We start from the raw sequence: 16,529 nt of genomic DNA on the forward strand, positions 1-16,529 counted from the left end.
ATTTTTGAACATTTAAAAACCAATAATGTTAAATTGGGAATCATTACTGATGGTTATAAAGAAACTCAGAAGCAAAAAATAGATTCACTTTGTCTAAAGGATATTATTGACGAGATTGTCATTACTGATGAACTAGGTAAACAATATTGGAAGCCTCATAAACTACCTTTTGAAGTTATTGTAAAGAAGATGAGTATTGATTTTGATGAGATGATTTATGTAGGAGATAATCCTACCAAAGACTTTTACATTGGATCAATATATCCTATCAGAACTGTTAGGATACTTCGAGAAGGGTATTATCTAGATAAAGAATATTTTAAAGGAATAAAAGAAAACTACAGAATCACTACACTATCAGAATTATTAAATATTATTAAGGCTATTAATCGAATGGAAGGTGAGTAAATTGAGTAAGAATACATTCTTTAAACCTACACCACTTTATAAAGAATTCATGATTCTTGATCTTATAGGAAAAAACAAAAATATCACACAAAGAGAAATAAGTAATACTATAGGAGTAGCAGTTTCAATGATTAATAATTACATTGACGATTATGAGCAAAAAGGTTATATCAAAAGAAAGTACCGCTCAACAAAGACTGTTGAGTATTTTGTTACAAAAAGAGGTGACGAAAGAAAGAAAGTTCTTAATATTTCTTACTTAAATGAATCACTCAAAGTCTATAAATCAGCAAAAGAAAATATTGTCGTATTCCTAAATCAAATTATCGAAAAAGGATTTAAAAGAATTTTACTCTATGGGGCTGGAGAAGTTGCAGAAATCTTATTGCAATCTATTGTGACTGATAAGAGTATTCCTATAGAGGTTTTAGCTGTAGTTGACGATGATTTTAATAAACAAGGGCATGATTTAATGAGTTACAAAATCATTTCTCTAGATACATTATCAAAAATTGATCATGATGGCATTTTAATATCTAGCTATTCAAATAAAGGCCCAATAATGAATAAATTAATTTCAAACAATTATGATAAAAACAAGATTTTGCAATTTTTTGAGTGAGATAAGGATGTTGAAAATATGAAAGAAAAAATTTATTTAGCTTCTCCACATATGAGTGATGAGGGCTACGAACAACAATATGTTAAAGAAGCATTTGATACAAACTGGGTAGCACCACTTGGACCCAATGTGGATAATTTTGAAAAAGAATTAGCTACTAAAGTTGGTATAGATCATGCTGCTGCATTAGTTACAGGTACAGCAGCAATTCATATGGCTTTAAAAGCTACTGGAGTTGGAGAAGGGGACATTGTTTTATGTCAATCTTTAACTTTTTCTGCTACAGTTAATCCCATTATATACGAAAAAGCTATACCTGTTTTCATTGATAGTGACTTTGAGACATGGAATATGAGTCCAAAATATTTGGAGGAAGCCTTAATTAAGTACCCTAATACAAAAGCTGTTATTGTAGTTCATTTATATGGATTATCAGCAGATATGGACAAAATTATTGATTTGTGCACAAGGTACAACGTTACATTAATTGAAGATGCTGCTGAATCATTAGGGACTACTTACAAGGGTAAATATACAGGTACCTTTGGCGATTATGGTATATTCAGTTTTAATGGCAATAAAATTATAACTACCTCTGGTGGAGGAATGTTAGTTGCGAACAATAAAGAAAGAATCGAAAAGGTAAGATTTTGGGCTACTCAATCTAGAGATAATGCTAGGCACTATCAACATTCAGAATTAGGGTATAATTATAGAATGAGTAATGTTGTTGCAGGAATTGGTAGAGGCCAACTTAAGGTATTAGATCAGCGCGTCGAAAAAAAACAATTCATGTACAATTACTACAAAGAAAATTTTAAAGATATCTCTGATATTGAGTTTATGCCTATTAATGACTGGAATAGTCCTAATTGTTGGCTAACATGTATTGTTCTAAAAGGTGAAGTTAGACCAATCAATATAATTGAAGAGTTAGAAAAAGAAAATATAGAGGCTAGACCCATTTGGAAACCAATGCATTTACAACCGTATTTCGATAAATTTGATTACATTGGTTCGAATGTTGGAGAATCCATATTTGCTAATGGATTGTGTTTACCTAGTGACACAAAAATGACAAAGGATCAACAAAATAGAATTATCAGTATTATCAGATTTGTACTAAATTCTTGATTAGGGTTACTAAAGTGTGATTTAGTCTAATACTTGGAATTTTCTATCTGTGTAATATAAAAAATCTAAAATCAAGTACTGATTATCTTGTTTAATATGGAAAATAATAAACTAATAAATTAGAAGGAGCTAGAACATGAACAACAAAAAGGTATATATTATCGCAGAGGCTGGAGTTAATCATAATGGTTGCGTTGATACTGCTTTAAAAATGATTAGAGTTGCAAAAGATGCTGGAGTTGATGCAGTCAAGTTTCAAACTTTTAACGCAACTAAATCAATTTCGAAATTAGCAAAAATGGCTAAATATCAAATTAAAAATACGGGGAAAATTGAATCTCAACTTGATATGGTCAAGAAGTATGAACTTACTTTTGAAGAACATTTGATTCTAAAAAAATACGCTGATGAAATCGGAATTGAGTTTCTTTCATCACCATTCGATATGGAAAGCGTTGAACTGTTGGAAAAATTAGGAGTTTCAATGTACAAGATTGCTTCAGGTGAAATTGTGAATCATCCCTTATTAAGATTGATAGCAAAAAAGAATAAACCAATTATCATGTCTACAGGAATGAGCACAATCGGTGAAATTGAGGAAGCAATCAATGTTATTGAAAAAGAGCAAAATTATTCTATAACACTTTTGCAGTGTACATCTAATTATCCTCCTAAGTATGAAAATGTAAATCTTAATGTAATGAGCACATTAGCACAAAGTTTTCAGTATCCCGTTGGTTATAGTGATCATACGATAGGGGATGAAATAGCAATAGCAGCTGTTGCTCTTGGAGCTAAAGTTATAGAAAAACATTTTACCCTGGATAAGAAGATGGAAGGACCAGACCATTTAGTATCACTAGAACCTACTGAATTAAGCAAGATGGTTCAACATATTAGGAATGTTGAATTGGCTATGGGCAATTATAAAAAAACAATAACAGATGATGAGATAGAGATACGTTTGGCGGCAAGAAAGAGTATTGTTGCATCAAAAAAAATCATAAAAGGATCATTTATATCATTAGATGACATTACTCTCAAAAGACCTGGAACTGGGTTGCTTCCAAAGTATATTGACAATATAATTGGAAGAAAAGTTTCTAGAAATATTGAGCCGGATGAATTAATAACTTATAAAGATTTGGTATAGCATATGAACTATCTATACATATCAGGTACAAGAGCTGATTATGGCCGAATGAGACCTTTGTTATTACGTTTAGATACCGATAAAGACATAGATTTGAAAATACTCGCTACTGGAATGCATTTAAAGAAAGAATTTGGATTTACTTTGAACGAGATTCAAAAAGACTTTAATGATAATCTTTATATGTATGATTTATATGAAAATATAGACATTAATGACATTAAAGCTATGCCATTAGCCATTTCTTCACTAATTAATTATTTACTGGAGTTTCTTATAGAACATAAAGTAGAAATCTTAATCCTCTTTGGTGATCGTGTTGAGATGTTTGCTGCAGCAATAGCAGCAGCACATATTCAAGTGAAAATTATTCATATTGGTGGTGGTGATTCCTCTGGATCTATAGATGACAAATATAGAGATGCTATTTCATTGTTTTCGAATTATCATTTTGTTTCTATATATAATCACTTAGAAAAATTAACTAATTTCAATATTAGTCCAAAGAATATATTTGTAGTTGGTTCACTTGACATAAGTTCAATTGATTTGGTTCAGGAAAAAAGTCCAATTGAAATTTTTGAATCTTATGGTATTAGTTTGAATTATGACCGATATTGTATTTTGCTATTTCATCCTGATGTTATGAATGTTCAAGACATCGAATTTCAAATAAATAATATTATTGCAGTATTGAGAGAACTTAAGTTGGATTGTATCGTCATTGGGGCAAATTCGGACTATGGAAGTAAAAAAATAATGAATATTTATAACAGTTTTATTTCTGAAAGTTATGTCCATTTTTTTGGAAATATATCATATGATGATTTTATTAATTTATTACGAAACTCGGAATTTCTAATTGGTAATTCTAGTTCTGGCATAATTGAGGCTTCATATATTCCAAAGCCAGCAATTAATATTGGAAAAAGACAAGCTAATAGAATAAGAGCAAACAATGTGATTGATGTAAATGGCTCGATTGAATCAATATATGAGGCAATTTCTATTATAAAATCTGATCAATTTATTAATGCTATAGATGAAACAAGAAAACTATATGGTGATGGGAGTACATTAAATGTTATATATCAACTCATTAAGCAATTACCATTAGTCAATAGATGATTTGCGTTTTTTAGAATTGAAAAAGCATTTATCTTTATTGTTGTATGTAGAAACCTTGAGGTGAGCTTATGAATAACAACGAAATTGCACTTTATGTAAATAGCCAAATTAAAAATATATTTATTTATGAAGTAGATGTTAGTCCATATATAGAGATTTCAATTAATAGAACACTTACCTGTTTTTCTAATAATAGAAATAAGTATTATAAAGATAAGAACTTCACAGTTTTTCATTCAGGTCAGTATTCAATATTTTTATATTATTTGTCTAATACTATATTTTTGACCTCCAAAGATAATTTGCTAGCTACTAAAGTCTATTATTTAAACAAAGTATTACATTCTGTAGATTGGTTTTATGAAATTGAATTACCAGAATATTGGGGTGTTGAACATCCTCTAGGAAGTATTTTGGGTAGGGCTAGATATGGAGATGGCTTTTTCATATTTCAAGGCTGTTCAGTTGGAGGAAATAATAATAAATATCCAAAAATAGGAAGCAATGTTATTATGTACTCAAACTCTAAAGTGTTAGGTGATTGCATAATAGGCGATAATGTTTTGATTGGTGCTGATACAACTATTAAAGATCAAAACATCCCTACTAATTGTATTGTATTTGGTAATTCTCCCAATTTGACAATCAAAGAGAAAACTGAAAAATATATGTTGGATAGAATTGCTGATTTTTGGGAATAAAATAAGACATTATTCATGTGGAAAACATTTTTAGGAGGTACAAAATCATGCGTGCTGGAAGAAAAAATCGTGGGAATGTAACATTTTTAAGGGTAATTGAACTGTTATTGGATATTATAGTGATGGTTTTTACTGTATTTTTAACATATTGTTTGCTTAATATTGTTGGATCTCAAGGAAATGCAGCAAATATTTCTGACATTCTTAGGGTGGTTCTTCAGTACTTGTCCAATATTAATATTTTAATTAGTCATATATTTTATATTGCATTTGCTGTTGTGTTGATGATAATATATGAAAGTTCAATTGTAGGGCATAAATTCTCTGGCGCTTATTTTTCACTATTATTGAGTTTGATACTAAGTTTGATATTTTTACTTGTTTTAAACTATACCATAAATAATTATGACATCTTGCCTTTGGCTTTTCTAATTATTATCGTGATTCAAGCTATAGTATTTGCTCCACTTAAGTATTTTGAACACAGATTTGTTTTAAAGATACTAAAGATGGACGTAATGGTTATTGGTAACGAATTAGAATTAAGTAAATATCTCGATGAGTTTACAGCTTCTATGCCATTGGGAAGAAATCTAAAATATGTTTATATTATAGGCTGTAATCAAGATGCTAACACTTTCGATAGAATCAAAGACTATATTGATCAGACAGATATTGTATATCTACTACCTGATATTTCAAATGAGCTGAAAAACTTGATTGTCAAGTATACAATTGGACATAAAGATATTCAAATCGCTTTAGTTCCTGATATTTATGAGGTTGGAGTAATGAAATCACAATTTGAAATGATAGGAGATATATTAGTATCAAAAATTGAACCACTAAGAATAAATTTTGTCAGTTCAATCTTTAAGAGAACATTTGACATTTTGACTTCTCTTTTTGCTGTGATTATATTATCTCCTTTGTTAATATTGGTTTCATTAATGATTTATATGTATGATAAGGGGCCAGTTATTTTCAAGCAAATTAGAGTTACAAAAGATGATAGAAAATTTAAAATTTTCAAATTTAGAACAATGATTGTTGATGCTGAAAAAGAGACAGGTGCCATTCAAGCTAGAGAAAACGATAGCAGAATAACTAAAATTGGTAAGTATTTGAGAAAAACAAGAATAGATGAACTACCTCAGTTTTTCAATGTACTTCTTGGGCAAATGAGTATAGTGGGACCAAGATCGCTTAGAATTGAAGAGGTTGAAGAGTTTTCAAAAAAAAATCCTGATTTTAGATATCGCCTGAATGTGAAAGCAGGAATTACAGGAATGGCTCAAATATATGGTAATTATGCTACAAAACAAAATGATAAACTTCGGCTTGACTTATATTATATACATAACTATAGCTTTATTTTTGATATTAAATTAATTTTACTCACCTTGAAAATTATCTTTGATAAAGCTTCTACTCAAGGCATTCTTGACTGTCGAGAAGTTAATATTGATAAAATATGTGAAGATTCAAAATATGAAGTTCAAATAATCAGGGAGACTAACTAGAAAATGAAAATTTTAATTGTGTGCCAGCATTACTTCCCTGAAAGATTTAGAATTACAGATATTGCTGAATCTTTAGCTAATAAATATGACCATGATGTTACTGTATTAACTGCTTTGCCAAATTATCCAGAAGGGAAAGTCTACAGTGGCTACGAAGAGAAAAAGAATACATTTCAAAAAATCAACAATGTTACAGTCTATCGAACAAATATAATACCTAGAGGACATTCAGTATTTAGTAGAATACTAAATTATGTGAGTTTTCCAATATTTTCAAGAAGAGTTTTAAGAAAATTATATAAGTTAAATTTTGATATAATTTTTATTAATCAATTATCACCTATTTTAATGGCTTTACCTGGCTTATGGTATAAACGAAAAAAAGGAACTAAATGTATCTTATACGCTATGGATCTATGGCCAGAAAGTTTAAAGGCTGGTGGTATTAGTCAGAAAAATGTAATTTTTTTGATTATGCTTAAAATTTCAAGATACATATACAAGAGGTGTGATAAAATATTTGTCACTTCACCAGGATTTGTCGACTATTTTAAAAAAGTTCTCAAACTCGATAATAAGATTTCTTTTCTTCCTCAATATTCAGAAAATATTTTTAACAAGTCTGCCCAACCTAATCAATTGCCTGCTGGTGATAAATATTTTGTGTTTGCCGGTAACATAGGGAAGTTGCAAAGTGTAGAGACAATTCTGTTCGCTGCCAAAGAGTTAATAGATCATAAGGATATCAAGTTTTTAATAGCTGGTTCTGGATCTAATTTAGAAAACTGTCTTAAGATTTGCACAGAAAATAATCTTTCAAATGTTGATTTTCTTGGAGAGTTGCATTTAAGTGAAATGCCTCAACTTTATGAGCGAGCAACAGCGATGTTAATTAGCCTAAATAAAGATAAAAATCTCTCGAAGACTATACCAGGAAAATTCCAATCGTATTTGGCTTTTGGAAAACCAGTAATTGGAGCAATAAACGGAGAAGTAAATAGAATAATTAACGAGAACAACCTAGGGATAGCAGTTGAAGCAGAAAATTTTATTGAATTATCAAATGCTATCTTAGAAATTTTGAAAAATAAAAATTATTCTGATTTAGGGATAAATTCGTATGATTATTATGTAAACAACTATAGTAAAGAAAAATTCATGAAAACTTTAATCGATGAAATGGAGTTGACTAAAAATGTTTAAAAATAAAATATTACTAATTACTGGCGGGACTGGAAGTTTCGGTAATGCTGTTACAAAGAGATTTCTGGATTCAGATATTAGGGAAATTAGAATTGTTTCACGAGACGAAAAAAAGCAAGAAGATATGAGAAAGAAATATAACAATGAAAAACTCAAATTTTATATTGGAGATGTTCGAGATTATGATTCAATAGCTGGAGCATTTATAGGTGTGGATTACGTTTTTCACGCAGCTGCCCTTAAACAAGTTCCAAGTTGTGAATTTTATCCAATGGAAGCAGTAAAAACAAACATAATCGGTAGTAACAATGTAATAAATGCTTGCGTAAACAATAAGGTGAAAAAAGCTATATTTTTATCGACAGATAAGGCTGCATATCCAATCAATGCTATGGGAATGAGTAAAGCCCTCATGGAGAAAAATGTAATAGCACGTTCTCGTCAACTTCAGGAGAATGACACAGTATTATGCTTGACAAGGTACGGAAATGTCATTGGATCAAGAGGTTCTGTTATTCCTTTATTTATTCAGCAAATACAAGATAGAAAACCATTAACCATTACAAACCCTAAAATGACTAGGTTTATGATGACTTTAGATGACGCAGTTGATCTAGTTTTATATGCATTTGAATATGGTGAGCAAGGTGATTTATTTGTTCAAAAAGCACCATCCGCTGAAATAGGTAATTTATCAACTGCTGTTTCAGAACTCTTTGGGGCAAAAGATGAACCAGTGTTTATAGGTACTCGACATGGTGAAAAACTATACGAAATTTTAGTTACACAAGAGGAAATGATTAAGGCTATAGATTTAGGAGAATTTTATAAAATTCCAGCTGATAATAGAAATTTGAACTATGATAAATTTATAGAAAAAGGAAGCAGTAATTTAACATTAACCGAGGCCTATCACTCGCATAACACTCACCGCCTTAATATTGAAGAAATTAAGAAAATCATAAGCACTTTTGTTAATCAGGAGTAGAAAATATGAAAATACTAATTACTGGGTCAAAAGGTTTTATTGGAAAGAATTTAGTTTCTGAGTTGAGTAGATTTGATGAAAACACACTTTATCTATATGATTTAGATTCTACAATCGATGAGCTAGAAAAATATACACGTGACTGTGATTTCGTTTTTCATTTAGCAGGTGTAAATAGGCCGAAAACTCAAGGACAATTTTCTTCAGGAAACATTGATTTTACATCTTTTTTAATTAGTAAATTGACTGAAAACAAAAATTTCTGTCCAATTATGTTCTCTTCATCCATACAAGCCGAACTGGAAAATCCATATGGGAAAAGCAAGAAGAAAGCTGAAGAACTTATTAGTTTATATGGGGAAACAACTGGTTCTAAAGTAATGATATATAGATTTCCTAACGTATTTGGTAAATGGTGTAAACCCAATTATAATAGTGTAGTTGCTACCTTCTCATATAACATCTCTCATAATTTAGATATAACTATTAATGATCGAAGTACAATGTTAGATTTAGTTTATATTGACGATGTTATTAGAGAGTTATTAAATGCTCTGCACGATGATGAGTTTAGACATGGAAAATATTGTTATGCGAAACCTGAGTATAGATGCTCATTAGGAGAATTAGCTAATAAACTTGTCAACTTTAGAGAAAATAGAAATCGTATGTTGATTCCGAGTTTACCTGATGATCTAACAAAAAAACTTTACGCGACTTACTTAAGTTATATTTCGTACAACGATTTAGCTATAGATTTGAACATGCATATTGACCATAGAGGATCCTTTACTGAAATTTTTAAGTCAAATGGTTTTGGTCAAATATCAGTTAATATTTCTCATCCTGGCATTATCAAAGGTAATCATTGGCATCACACAAAAAATGAAAAATTCTTAGTGGTTTACGGCCAAGGATTAATTCGAATTAGAGATTTGAATAAAGAGTATATTGCAGAATTTTTTGTAAATGGTGAAAATTTGAGAATAATTGATATCCCTCCTGGGGCAACGCATAATATTGAGAATGTTGGAGATACCGATTTAGTAACCATTATATGGGCAAGCGAAGAGTTTAATCCAGAGTTTCCTGATACAAACTATTTGGAGGTATAGAGAATGAAAAAACTTAAAGTTATGACAGTAGTTGGTACTCGTCCAGAAATAATAAGATTATCAGCAGTAATAAGTAAGTTAAATAGCACTAATGCTATAGACCATGTTTTAGTTCATACTGGACAAAATTATGATTTTGAACTTAATGAAGTATTTTTTAAAGATTTGAATGTAAAGAAACCAAATTATTTTCTTAACGCAGCTTCAGGTACAGCTATTGAAACAATAGGCAATATATTATTGAAAATTGATTCGATTCTAGATACAGAAAAACCTGATGTCTTCCTGGTTTTAGGAGATACTAATAGTTGTTTAGCAGCTATAGCAGCTAAGAGAAAACATATCCCAATTTTTCACATGGAGGCTGGAAACAGATGCTTTGACAGTCGTGTTCCAGAAGAAACAAACAGAAAAATTGTTGATCATATAGCAGATATTAATTTACCATATAGTAGTATAGCGAGGGGCTATCTAATTAGTGAGGGATTTCCTCCAGATCGTATAATTAAAACAGGAAGCCCTATGTATGAAGTGTTGTCAAAACATCAAGAAAATATAGAAAAATCAAATATACTAGAACAACTTAAGTTAGAAAAAGGTAAGTATTTTGTAATCTCAACTCATAGAGAAGAGAATATTGATACAAACAATTTTATTGAGTTTGTTGATACATTAAATTCTATAGCGGAAATTTATAAGTTGCCAATAATTTTATCTGCACACCCTAGAACTCGGAAAGCAATTGAACAGAAATCTATAAAGTTTAATAAAATGGTTAGAATATTAAAACCTTTAGGTTTCTTTGATTATATTAAGTTGCAAAAGGAATCAAAAGCAGTTTTAAGTGATTCAGGAACTATAAGTGAAGAGTCATCTATATTAAAGTTTAAAGCTTTAAATATAAGAGAAACTCATGAAAGACCAGAAGCTATGGAGGAAGCAGCTGTTATGATGGTTGGTATGAAAAAAGATAGAATTCTGCAAGCACTATCTATATTATTCGAGCAATCAACTGACGACTTTAATTATGTTCAAGATTATATGGTTGATAATGTATCTACGAAAGTTGTTGGGATTATTTTATCTTATACAAATTATGTCAATTTACATGTTTGGATGAATAAAAATTAATTAGGAGGGCAAAAATGAATTTGACAAAAATGATGGAAATATGGGATAATTTGGCATACAAAATTTATAATTTAATCTCTAGAACTATCTATGTGTTTAAGTATTTCAGTATTCATAAATATCTAAAACGTAATAAGATATTGAAAGATTCACACCAAGGTGAACGATGTTTTATTGTCTTAAATGGGCCATCTATTAATAACTATGACTTGTCAAAATTATCTCAAGAGTACACTATATGTACAAATTATTTCTATCAAACAGAATATTATAATAAAATCAACCCAAATTATTATTGCGCTGTGGATTCAAGTTTCTTCAATATTAAAAGAAACCCAGAGCAAGAGCTTCATGTTAAAAACATTATAAATTTAAATAGTCAATGCAAATGTTTCTTTAATATTGGATATATGAAAAACTTTGAATTACAAGAAAATGTATATCTTACATATTCAAAGCATATGCCAAATAACGGTTATATTTCTAATAACCTTAGCAAACTTAGTTCCAATTTTATAAGTGTTTCATTATATGCCATGAACTTGGCAATCTATTTAGGTTTTAAAAATATATATATTCTTGGATATGATTTTGAACCAGGTAAATTATCGCATTTTTATAAAGAAAATTCTCTGGAGCAAAAGATAAAAAATAACTTGGAAAACTCTATATCTAAAGACGAGGTATGTGGGCGATATTGGCAATATTCAGTAGCGCAATATCAAAATTACTATATGAGAAAACATGCTGAAAAGAGAAAAGTTGAAATATATAATTTGAATTTAAATAGTAATGTTCGTTCCTTTAAATTCGCAGAATTTGATGATTTATTTACATCATAGTATATTAAGGAGGGCGTAATATGCCAATAAATATTGTCTACTCTACAAGTGAATTATATTCAGAATGTACAGGGATATCAATTTTCTCATTGTTAAAAAACAATAATGAGATTGATGAAATGGATATATATATCTTGGAGACGAAATTGAGCTTCAATAGTAAAAGTAAAATACTTCAAATTGGGAATTTATTTAGTAGAAGAATCATATTTGTTGATGCACAAGACGAATTCAATCAATACACTACTAAATTAAAGTTTAAATATTTGCGTGGATCATATAATACATATGCCCGCGTCATGTTGAACGCATGGTTCAGTCATCTTGATAAAGTGTTATTGATTGACTCTGATACACTTGTTATTGGGTCAATAAAAGAATTATGGGATACTAACATTGAGAAACATCTTATTGGCGCGGTTCCTGAAATCGCTGTATATTCTCAATTTAGTACCAACGAATCCTCAGATATTGTTTCCAGTAGTTCTCCATATTTTAACATGGGAATAGTATTAATTAATTTAAAACTTTGGAGAGACAGAAATATTGACAAGTATATAGAAGATATGGTATCAAAATATAATAAGGATTTTCTGATTGCTGACCAATCAATCTTAAATTACACTATCAATCAAGACATATATAGGTTGCACTTAAAGTATAATTATTACTCATCCGTACATGCTGTAAATTATAGTACAATTAGAAAAAATTTTTGCAAGAAGGAGATATTTTCTTTACATGAATTTGAGGATGCAAGAAAAAACCCAATAATCCTCCATTTTATTGGACATCCGTTTGAAAGACCATGGTATAGAGGTAACGCATCATATTATAATAATATTTATCAGAAATATCGCCTAGAAACGCCTTGGGCCAATGATAAATTGAGGAAAATACCTAGAGCTAAAAATATTTTGTTCGCATTATATGACAAAACTACATATATTTTACTCAAATTACATATGTACAAGACTGCACACTGGTATAGGTACATTATTGCCCAAAAATGGAAGAACAAATTAAAAACTCATAGATAGAAAAAAATGAAAAGGAGGCGTATTGCATCATATTTGATGTAGTACAAAACAATTTATGAAAGTTGTAATATTAGCTGGTGGATTTGGAACCAGAATATCCGAGGAAAGTCATTTAATGCCAAAGCCAATGATTGAGATAGGTGGAAACCCAATACTTTGGCATATAATGAAATACTATTCATCATTTGGTTTTAACGATTTTATTGTTTGTTGTGGTTATAAGCAGTATTCTATTAAAAAGTTTTTCTCCGATTATTTCTTACATATGTCTGATCTCACATTCGATTTTAGCTCAGAGAATAAAATGACAATTCATTCAAACAATACTGAACCGTGGAAGGTAACCCTTATTGATACAGGACTAAATACAATGACTGGTGGCAGAGTAAAGCGTGTTAAAGATTATATTGGTGATGAAACATTTATGCTAACATATGGGGATGGTGTATCAGATGTTAATATTAGCGTACTTGTTGAATTTCACAAGAAGCATGGAAAATTAGCAACATTAACTGCAATACAGCCAGGTAGCAGATTTGGTACTATTCACATTTCTGATGAACACTCCATTGAGAGTTTTAAGGAGAAATCAATCGAAGATGGTGGTTGGATTAATGGTGGATTTATGGTTCTTGAACCTGAAATTATTGATTATATTGAAGACGATAATACAGTTCTCGAAAGAAAACCATTAGAAACACTCGCAAAAGAAGGAAACTTGAAAGCTTTTAGACATTATGGATTTTGGCAATGCATGGATACATTGAGAGACAAAGAATTGCTAGAAAAGATGTGGCTGGAAGGAAACGCTAAGTGGAAGGTTTGGTGATATTTTATGTTAGAATTTTATAAAGACAAAAAGGTTTTTATTACTGGACATACTGGATTTAAAGGCTCATGGTTAACTAGAATACTTTATTTAGCAGGAGCAGAGATTACAGGTTTTGCACTTGAACCTTCAAAAAACCTCAATTTATTTGATGTTATAAAACAAGGAATTGTATTTAAATCTATTGTAGGAGACATTCGTGATTTAGAATTCCTAAAAGTGTCAATGGAAGAAGCTAGTCCAGAAATAGTGTTTCATCTAGCAGCACAACCACTTGTTAGGGAATCATATCTAAATCCACATTATACATTTGAAACAAATATAATGGGGACAGTGAATTTGCTTGAGGCTATACGGAGCTGTCATTCTGTTAAGTCTGTTGTTAATATCACGACAGATAAAGTGTATGAAAACTATGAATGGGAATGGGGATACAGAGAAAACGACAGATTAAACGGATATGACCCTTATTCAAATAGCAAATCTTGTTCAGAGCTTGTTACTGATAGTTATAGACGATCTTTTTTTTCAAGTATGAATGTTAATATTTCAACTGCCAGGGCTGGAAATGTTATTGGTGGAGGTGATTATGCAGATGATAGAATAATACCTGATTGTATCCGTGCTGCACAAAGAGGGGAAGAAATACTTATTAGGAACCCTTACTCTATCAGACCATATCAGCACGTTTTAGAATCCCTTAATGCTTATTTGATGATTGCTGAAAAACAATATTTAGATTCCGAATATCAGGGAAGTTATAACGTAGGACCGAATGAGGTTGATTGCGTTTCTACGGGAGCTTTAGCGCAGATTTTTTGTGATGTTTGGGGAAATAATTTAATGTGGAAAAATGTTGGTGAAAACGGGCCTCATGAAGCAAAATTTTTAAAACTAGATAGTTCAAAGATTAGATCTAGATTACATTGGGAGCCGAAATGGAATATTAGCAAAGCAATAGAAAAAACAGTTGAATGGACAAAACAAATCGGTAGTGATGCTAATATGCTAAAAGTTATGGATATGCAAATCTCTGATTTTTTCATTAAAGAAATGAAAGATGAGGAATTAATATGAAGAAAGCAATTATAACTGGTGCAACAGGGTTTATAGGTACTTATCTTGTTAAAGAATTAATCTCTCATAATGTAAATGTAATAGCAGTGTTAAAAGATACAGAAACGGTTATGGATAAATCTATTGAAAGTTATGTTTATAAAACTGTGTACTGTGATTTAGCTAATATAGTTAATTTAGATCAATTGATTGATGATAGAGATGTTGATGTATTCTACCATCTGGCATGGCAAGGGTCAGCTGGTAGTTCCAGAACAGATGTCGAATTACAAATGCAAAATGTAATTTGGTCTGTTGATAGTATAAAAGCAGCAAAAAAAATTGGGTGTAAAAAATATGTTGGAGCAGGTAGTATAATGGAAAAAGAAACTATTTCAGCGGTTTATGAAAATAACACACATCCGGGGTTAGGTTATATATACGGAACTGGAAAACTTGCAACTCACAGCATCACAAAATCGGTTGCTTCTAGTTTGGGAATTGATCATATTTGGTGTATGATTACAAATGCGTATGGACCAGGCGAATATTCATCTAGGTTTATTAATATGACTCTGAGAAGGATCATAAATCGCTTGAGTCTAGATTTCACTTCTGCAACCCAAAATTACGATTTTATTTATGTGACCGATGTAGCAAGTGCATTTTACCATATTGGGGTGCAAGGAATACCATTTAATAATTATGTTATAGGTAGTTTAAAAGCTAAGCCTTTAAAAGAGTTCATATTAGAAATAAAATCGGAAATTGCTCCACGAGACACTTTTAATTTTGGAAACATTCCTTATTCAGGTACAAATTTATTATTAAAAGACTTTGATGCAAGTAATCTACTTGAGGATACGGACTTTAGACCAAGAATATCTTTTAGAGAAGGAATAAGAAAAACTTTTGAATGGTTAATCGAGGTAGAAAAAAATGATTCAAAACTTTAAATTTCGAGAAAGTGACCTTTTGGGCGCATTTATTATTGAACCATTTGTTGCAAGTGATGAGAGAGGATCCTTTATAAAGGATTTCTCAGAGTCAATATTTGAAATGAATGGTATTAGTCACAAACTTTCTGAAGTATTTTATACGGTTTCAAAAAAAGGTGTCATTAGGGCTATACATTTTCAAAATGTAAAACAACAAGCAAAATTAGTTCGTTGTATATCGGGGAAAATCTATGACATAATAGTTGATTTGAGACCGAGTTCACCGACATTTGGAGAGTGGAGAGGCTTTTATTTGAGTGGAGAAAATTCCACTGAATTGTACATTCCAGAATATTTTGGGCATGGTTACCTCGTTATTGAACCTGCAGTAGTTAGCTATAAATGTTCTGAGAGGTTTTATTCGGAATATGATGATGGAATCAAGTGGAATGATAAAGATATCAATATCGAATGGCCATTGGACCTGATTAACACTAAAATAATTGTTTCTACAAAAGATGAGCATCTGCAGAGTTTTCAAGAATATAAAGAAAAAAATAATAAGCATTACAAATAAGCATTACTAATGTTAAAAAGAGGAAATAGGCTTAATTCAAGATTATTAAAATTCTAGATAGCTTTAATTGAAGTACTTGTACAAAAAGAAATGAAGCTTTTGAGCATATCTAAATTAGTGAAACATTAGATTTATTGATTG

17 protein-coding genes are annotated in these 16,529 nt (G+C 30.4%); all 17 read left to right on the forward strand.

Annotation, left to right across the window (positions count from 1 at the left end):
* A partial coding sequence (locus KJ971_05035) for an HAD-IA family hydrolase (protein MBU1145202.1) occupies positions 1–408 on the forward strand: 408 nt, incomplete at its 5' end.
* A gap of 1 nt (position 409) precedes the next feature.
* The gene (locus tag KJ971_05040; protein ID MBU1145203.1) at positions 410–1,030 is read left to right on the forward strand and encodes a winged helix-turn-helix transcriptional regulator; all 621 of its coding nucleotides are present in this window, start codon (positions 410–412) and stop codon (positions 1,028–1,030) included.
* A gap of 18 nt (positions 1,031–1,048) precedes the next feature.
* Positions 1,049–2,164 carry a DegT/DnrJ/EryC1/StrS family aminotransferase gene (locus tag KJ971_05045; GenBank protein ID MBU1145204.1) on the forward strand — a complete coding sequence of 372 codons (1,116 nt, stop codon included), beginning with the start codon at positions 1,049–1,051 and terminating at the stop codon, positions 2,162–2,164.
* Between the two features lie 136 nt (positions 2,165–2,300).
* On the forward strand, positions 2,301–3,317 hold the full coding sequence (gene neuB / locus KJ971_05050) for an N-acetylneuraminate synthase (GenBank protein ID MBU1145205.1): 1,017 nt from the start codon (positions 2,301–2,303) through the stop codon (positions 3,315–3,317).
* A 3-nt stretch (positions 3,318–3,320) separates the two neighbouring features.
* Positions 3,321–4,445, forward strand: coding sequence for a UDP-N-acetylglucosamine 2-epimerase (hydrolyzing) (gene neuC, locus KJ971_05055; GenBank protein MBU1145206.1), 1,125 nt, complete (start codon positions 3,321–3,323; stop codon positions 4,443–4,445).
* A gap of 68 nt (positions 4,446–4,513) precedes the next feature.
* Positions 4,514–5,146 carry a transferase gene (locus KJ971_05060; protein MBU1145207.1) on the forward strand — a complete coding sequence of 211 codons (633 nt, stop codon included), beginning with the start codon at positions 4,514–4,516 and terminating at the stop codon, positions 5,144–5,146.
* Between the two features lie 47 nt (positions 5,147–5,193).
* Positions 5,194–6,669 (forward strand): sugar transferase, encoded by a 1,476-nt coding sequence (locus KJ971_05065; protein MBU1145208.1) that lies wholly within the window; start codon positions 5,194–5,196, stop codon positions 6,667–6,669.
* A gap of 3 nt (positions 6,670–6,672) precedes the next feature.
* A complete protein-coding gene (locus KJ971_05070) occupies positions 6,673–7,872 on the forward strand; it encodes a glycosyltransferase family 4 protein (protein ID MBU1145209.1) in 1,200 nt (399 codons plus the stop codon).
* Entirely contained in the window at positions 7,865–8,860 is a 996-nt protein-coding gene (locus tag KJ971_05075) for a polysaccharide biosynthesis protein (GenBank protein ID MBU1145210.1), read from the forward strand. The genes KJ971_05070 and KJ971_05075 overlap by 8 nt, the downstream gene beginning before the upstream one ends.
* Before the next feature lie 5 nt (positions 8,861–8,865).
* Positions 8,866–9,975 carry an NAD-dependent epimerase/dehydratase family protein gene (locus tag KJ971_05080; GenBank protein MBU1145211.1) on the forward strand — a complete coding sequence of 370 codons (1,110 nt, stop codon included), beginning with the start codon at positions 8,866–8,868 and terminating at the stop codon, positions 9,973–9,975.
* Between the two features lie 3 nt (positions 9,976–9,978).
* The gene (gene wecB / locus KJ971_05085) at positions 9,979–11,106 is read left to right on the forward strand and encodes a UDP-N-acetylglucosamine 2-epimerase (non-hydrolyzing) (protein MBU1145212.1); all 1,128 of its coding nucleotides are present in this window, start codon (positions 9,979–9,981) and stop codon (positions 11,104–11,106) included.
* A gap of 14 nt (positions 11,107–11,120) precedes the next feature.
* On the forward strand, positions 11,121–11,948 hold the full coding sequence (locus KJ971_05090; GenBank protein ID MBU1145213.1) for a DUF115 domain-containing protein: 828 nt from the start codon (positions 11,121–11,123) through the stop codon (positions 11,946–11,948).
* A gap of 20 nt (positions 11,949–11,968) precedes the next feature.
* On the forward strand, positions 11,969–12,988 hold the full coding sequence (locus KJ971_05095) for a glycosyltransferase family 8 protein (GenBank protein MBU1145214.1): 1,020 nt from the start codon (positions 11,969–11,971) through the stop codon (positions 12,986–12,988).
* 55 nt (positions 12,989–13,043) lie between these two features.
* A complete protein-coding gene (rfbF, locus tag KJ971_05100; protein ID MBU1145215.1) occupies positions 13,044–13,817 on the forward strand; it encodes a glucose-1-phosphate cytidylyltransferase in 774 nt (257 codons plus the stop codon).
* A gap of 6 nt (positions 13,818–13,823) precedes the next feature.
* Positions 13,824–14,894, forward strand: coding sequence for a CDP-glucose 4,6-dehydratase (gene rfbG / locus KJ971_05105; GenBank protein MBU1145216.1), 1,071 nt, complete (start codon positions 13,824–13,826; stop codon positions 14,892–14,894).
* Positions 14,891–15,829, forward strand: coding sequence for an NAD-dependent epimerase/dehydratase family protein (locus tag KJ971_05110; GenBank protein MBU1145217.1), 939 nt, complete (start codon positions 14,891–14,893; stop codon positions 15,827–15,829). The genes rfbG and KJ971_05110 overlap by 4 nt, the downstream gene beginning before the upstream one ends.
* On the forward strand, positions 15,813–16,388 hold the full coding sequence (gene rfbC / locus KJ971_05115; GenBank protein MBU1145218.1) for a dTDP-4-dehydrorhamnose 3,5-epimerase: 576 nt from the start codon (positions 15,813–15,815) through the stop codon (positions 16,386–16,388). Before KJ971_05110 ends, rfbC begins: the two co-directional genes overlap by 17 nt.
* Positions 16,389–16,529: the final 141 nt, after the last annotated feature.

The sequence above is a fragment of the Bacillota bacterium genome, from assembly GCA_018818595.1.
Taxonomy (GTDB): Bacteria; Bacillota_I; Bacilli_A; order Izemoplasmatales; family Hujiaoplasmataceae; genus JAHIRM01.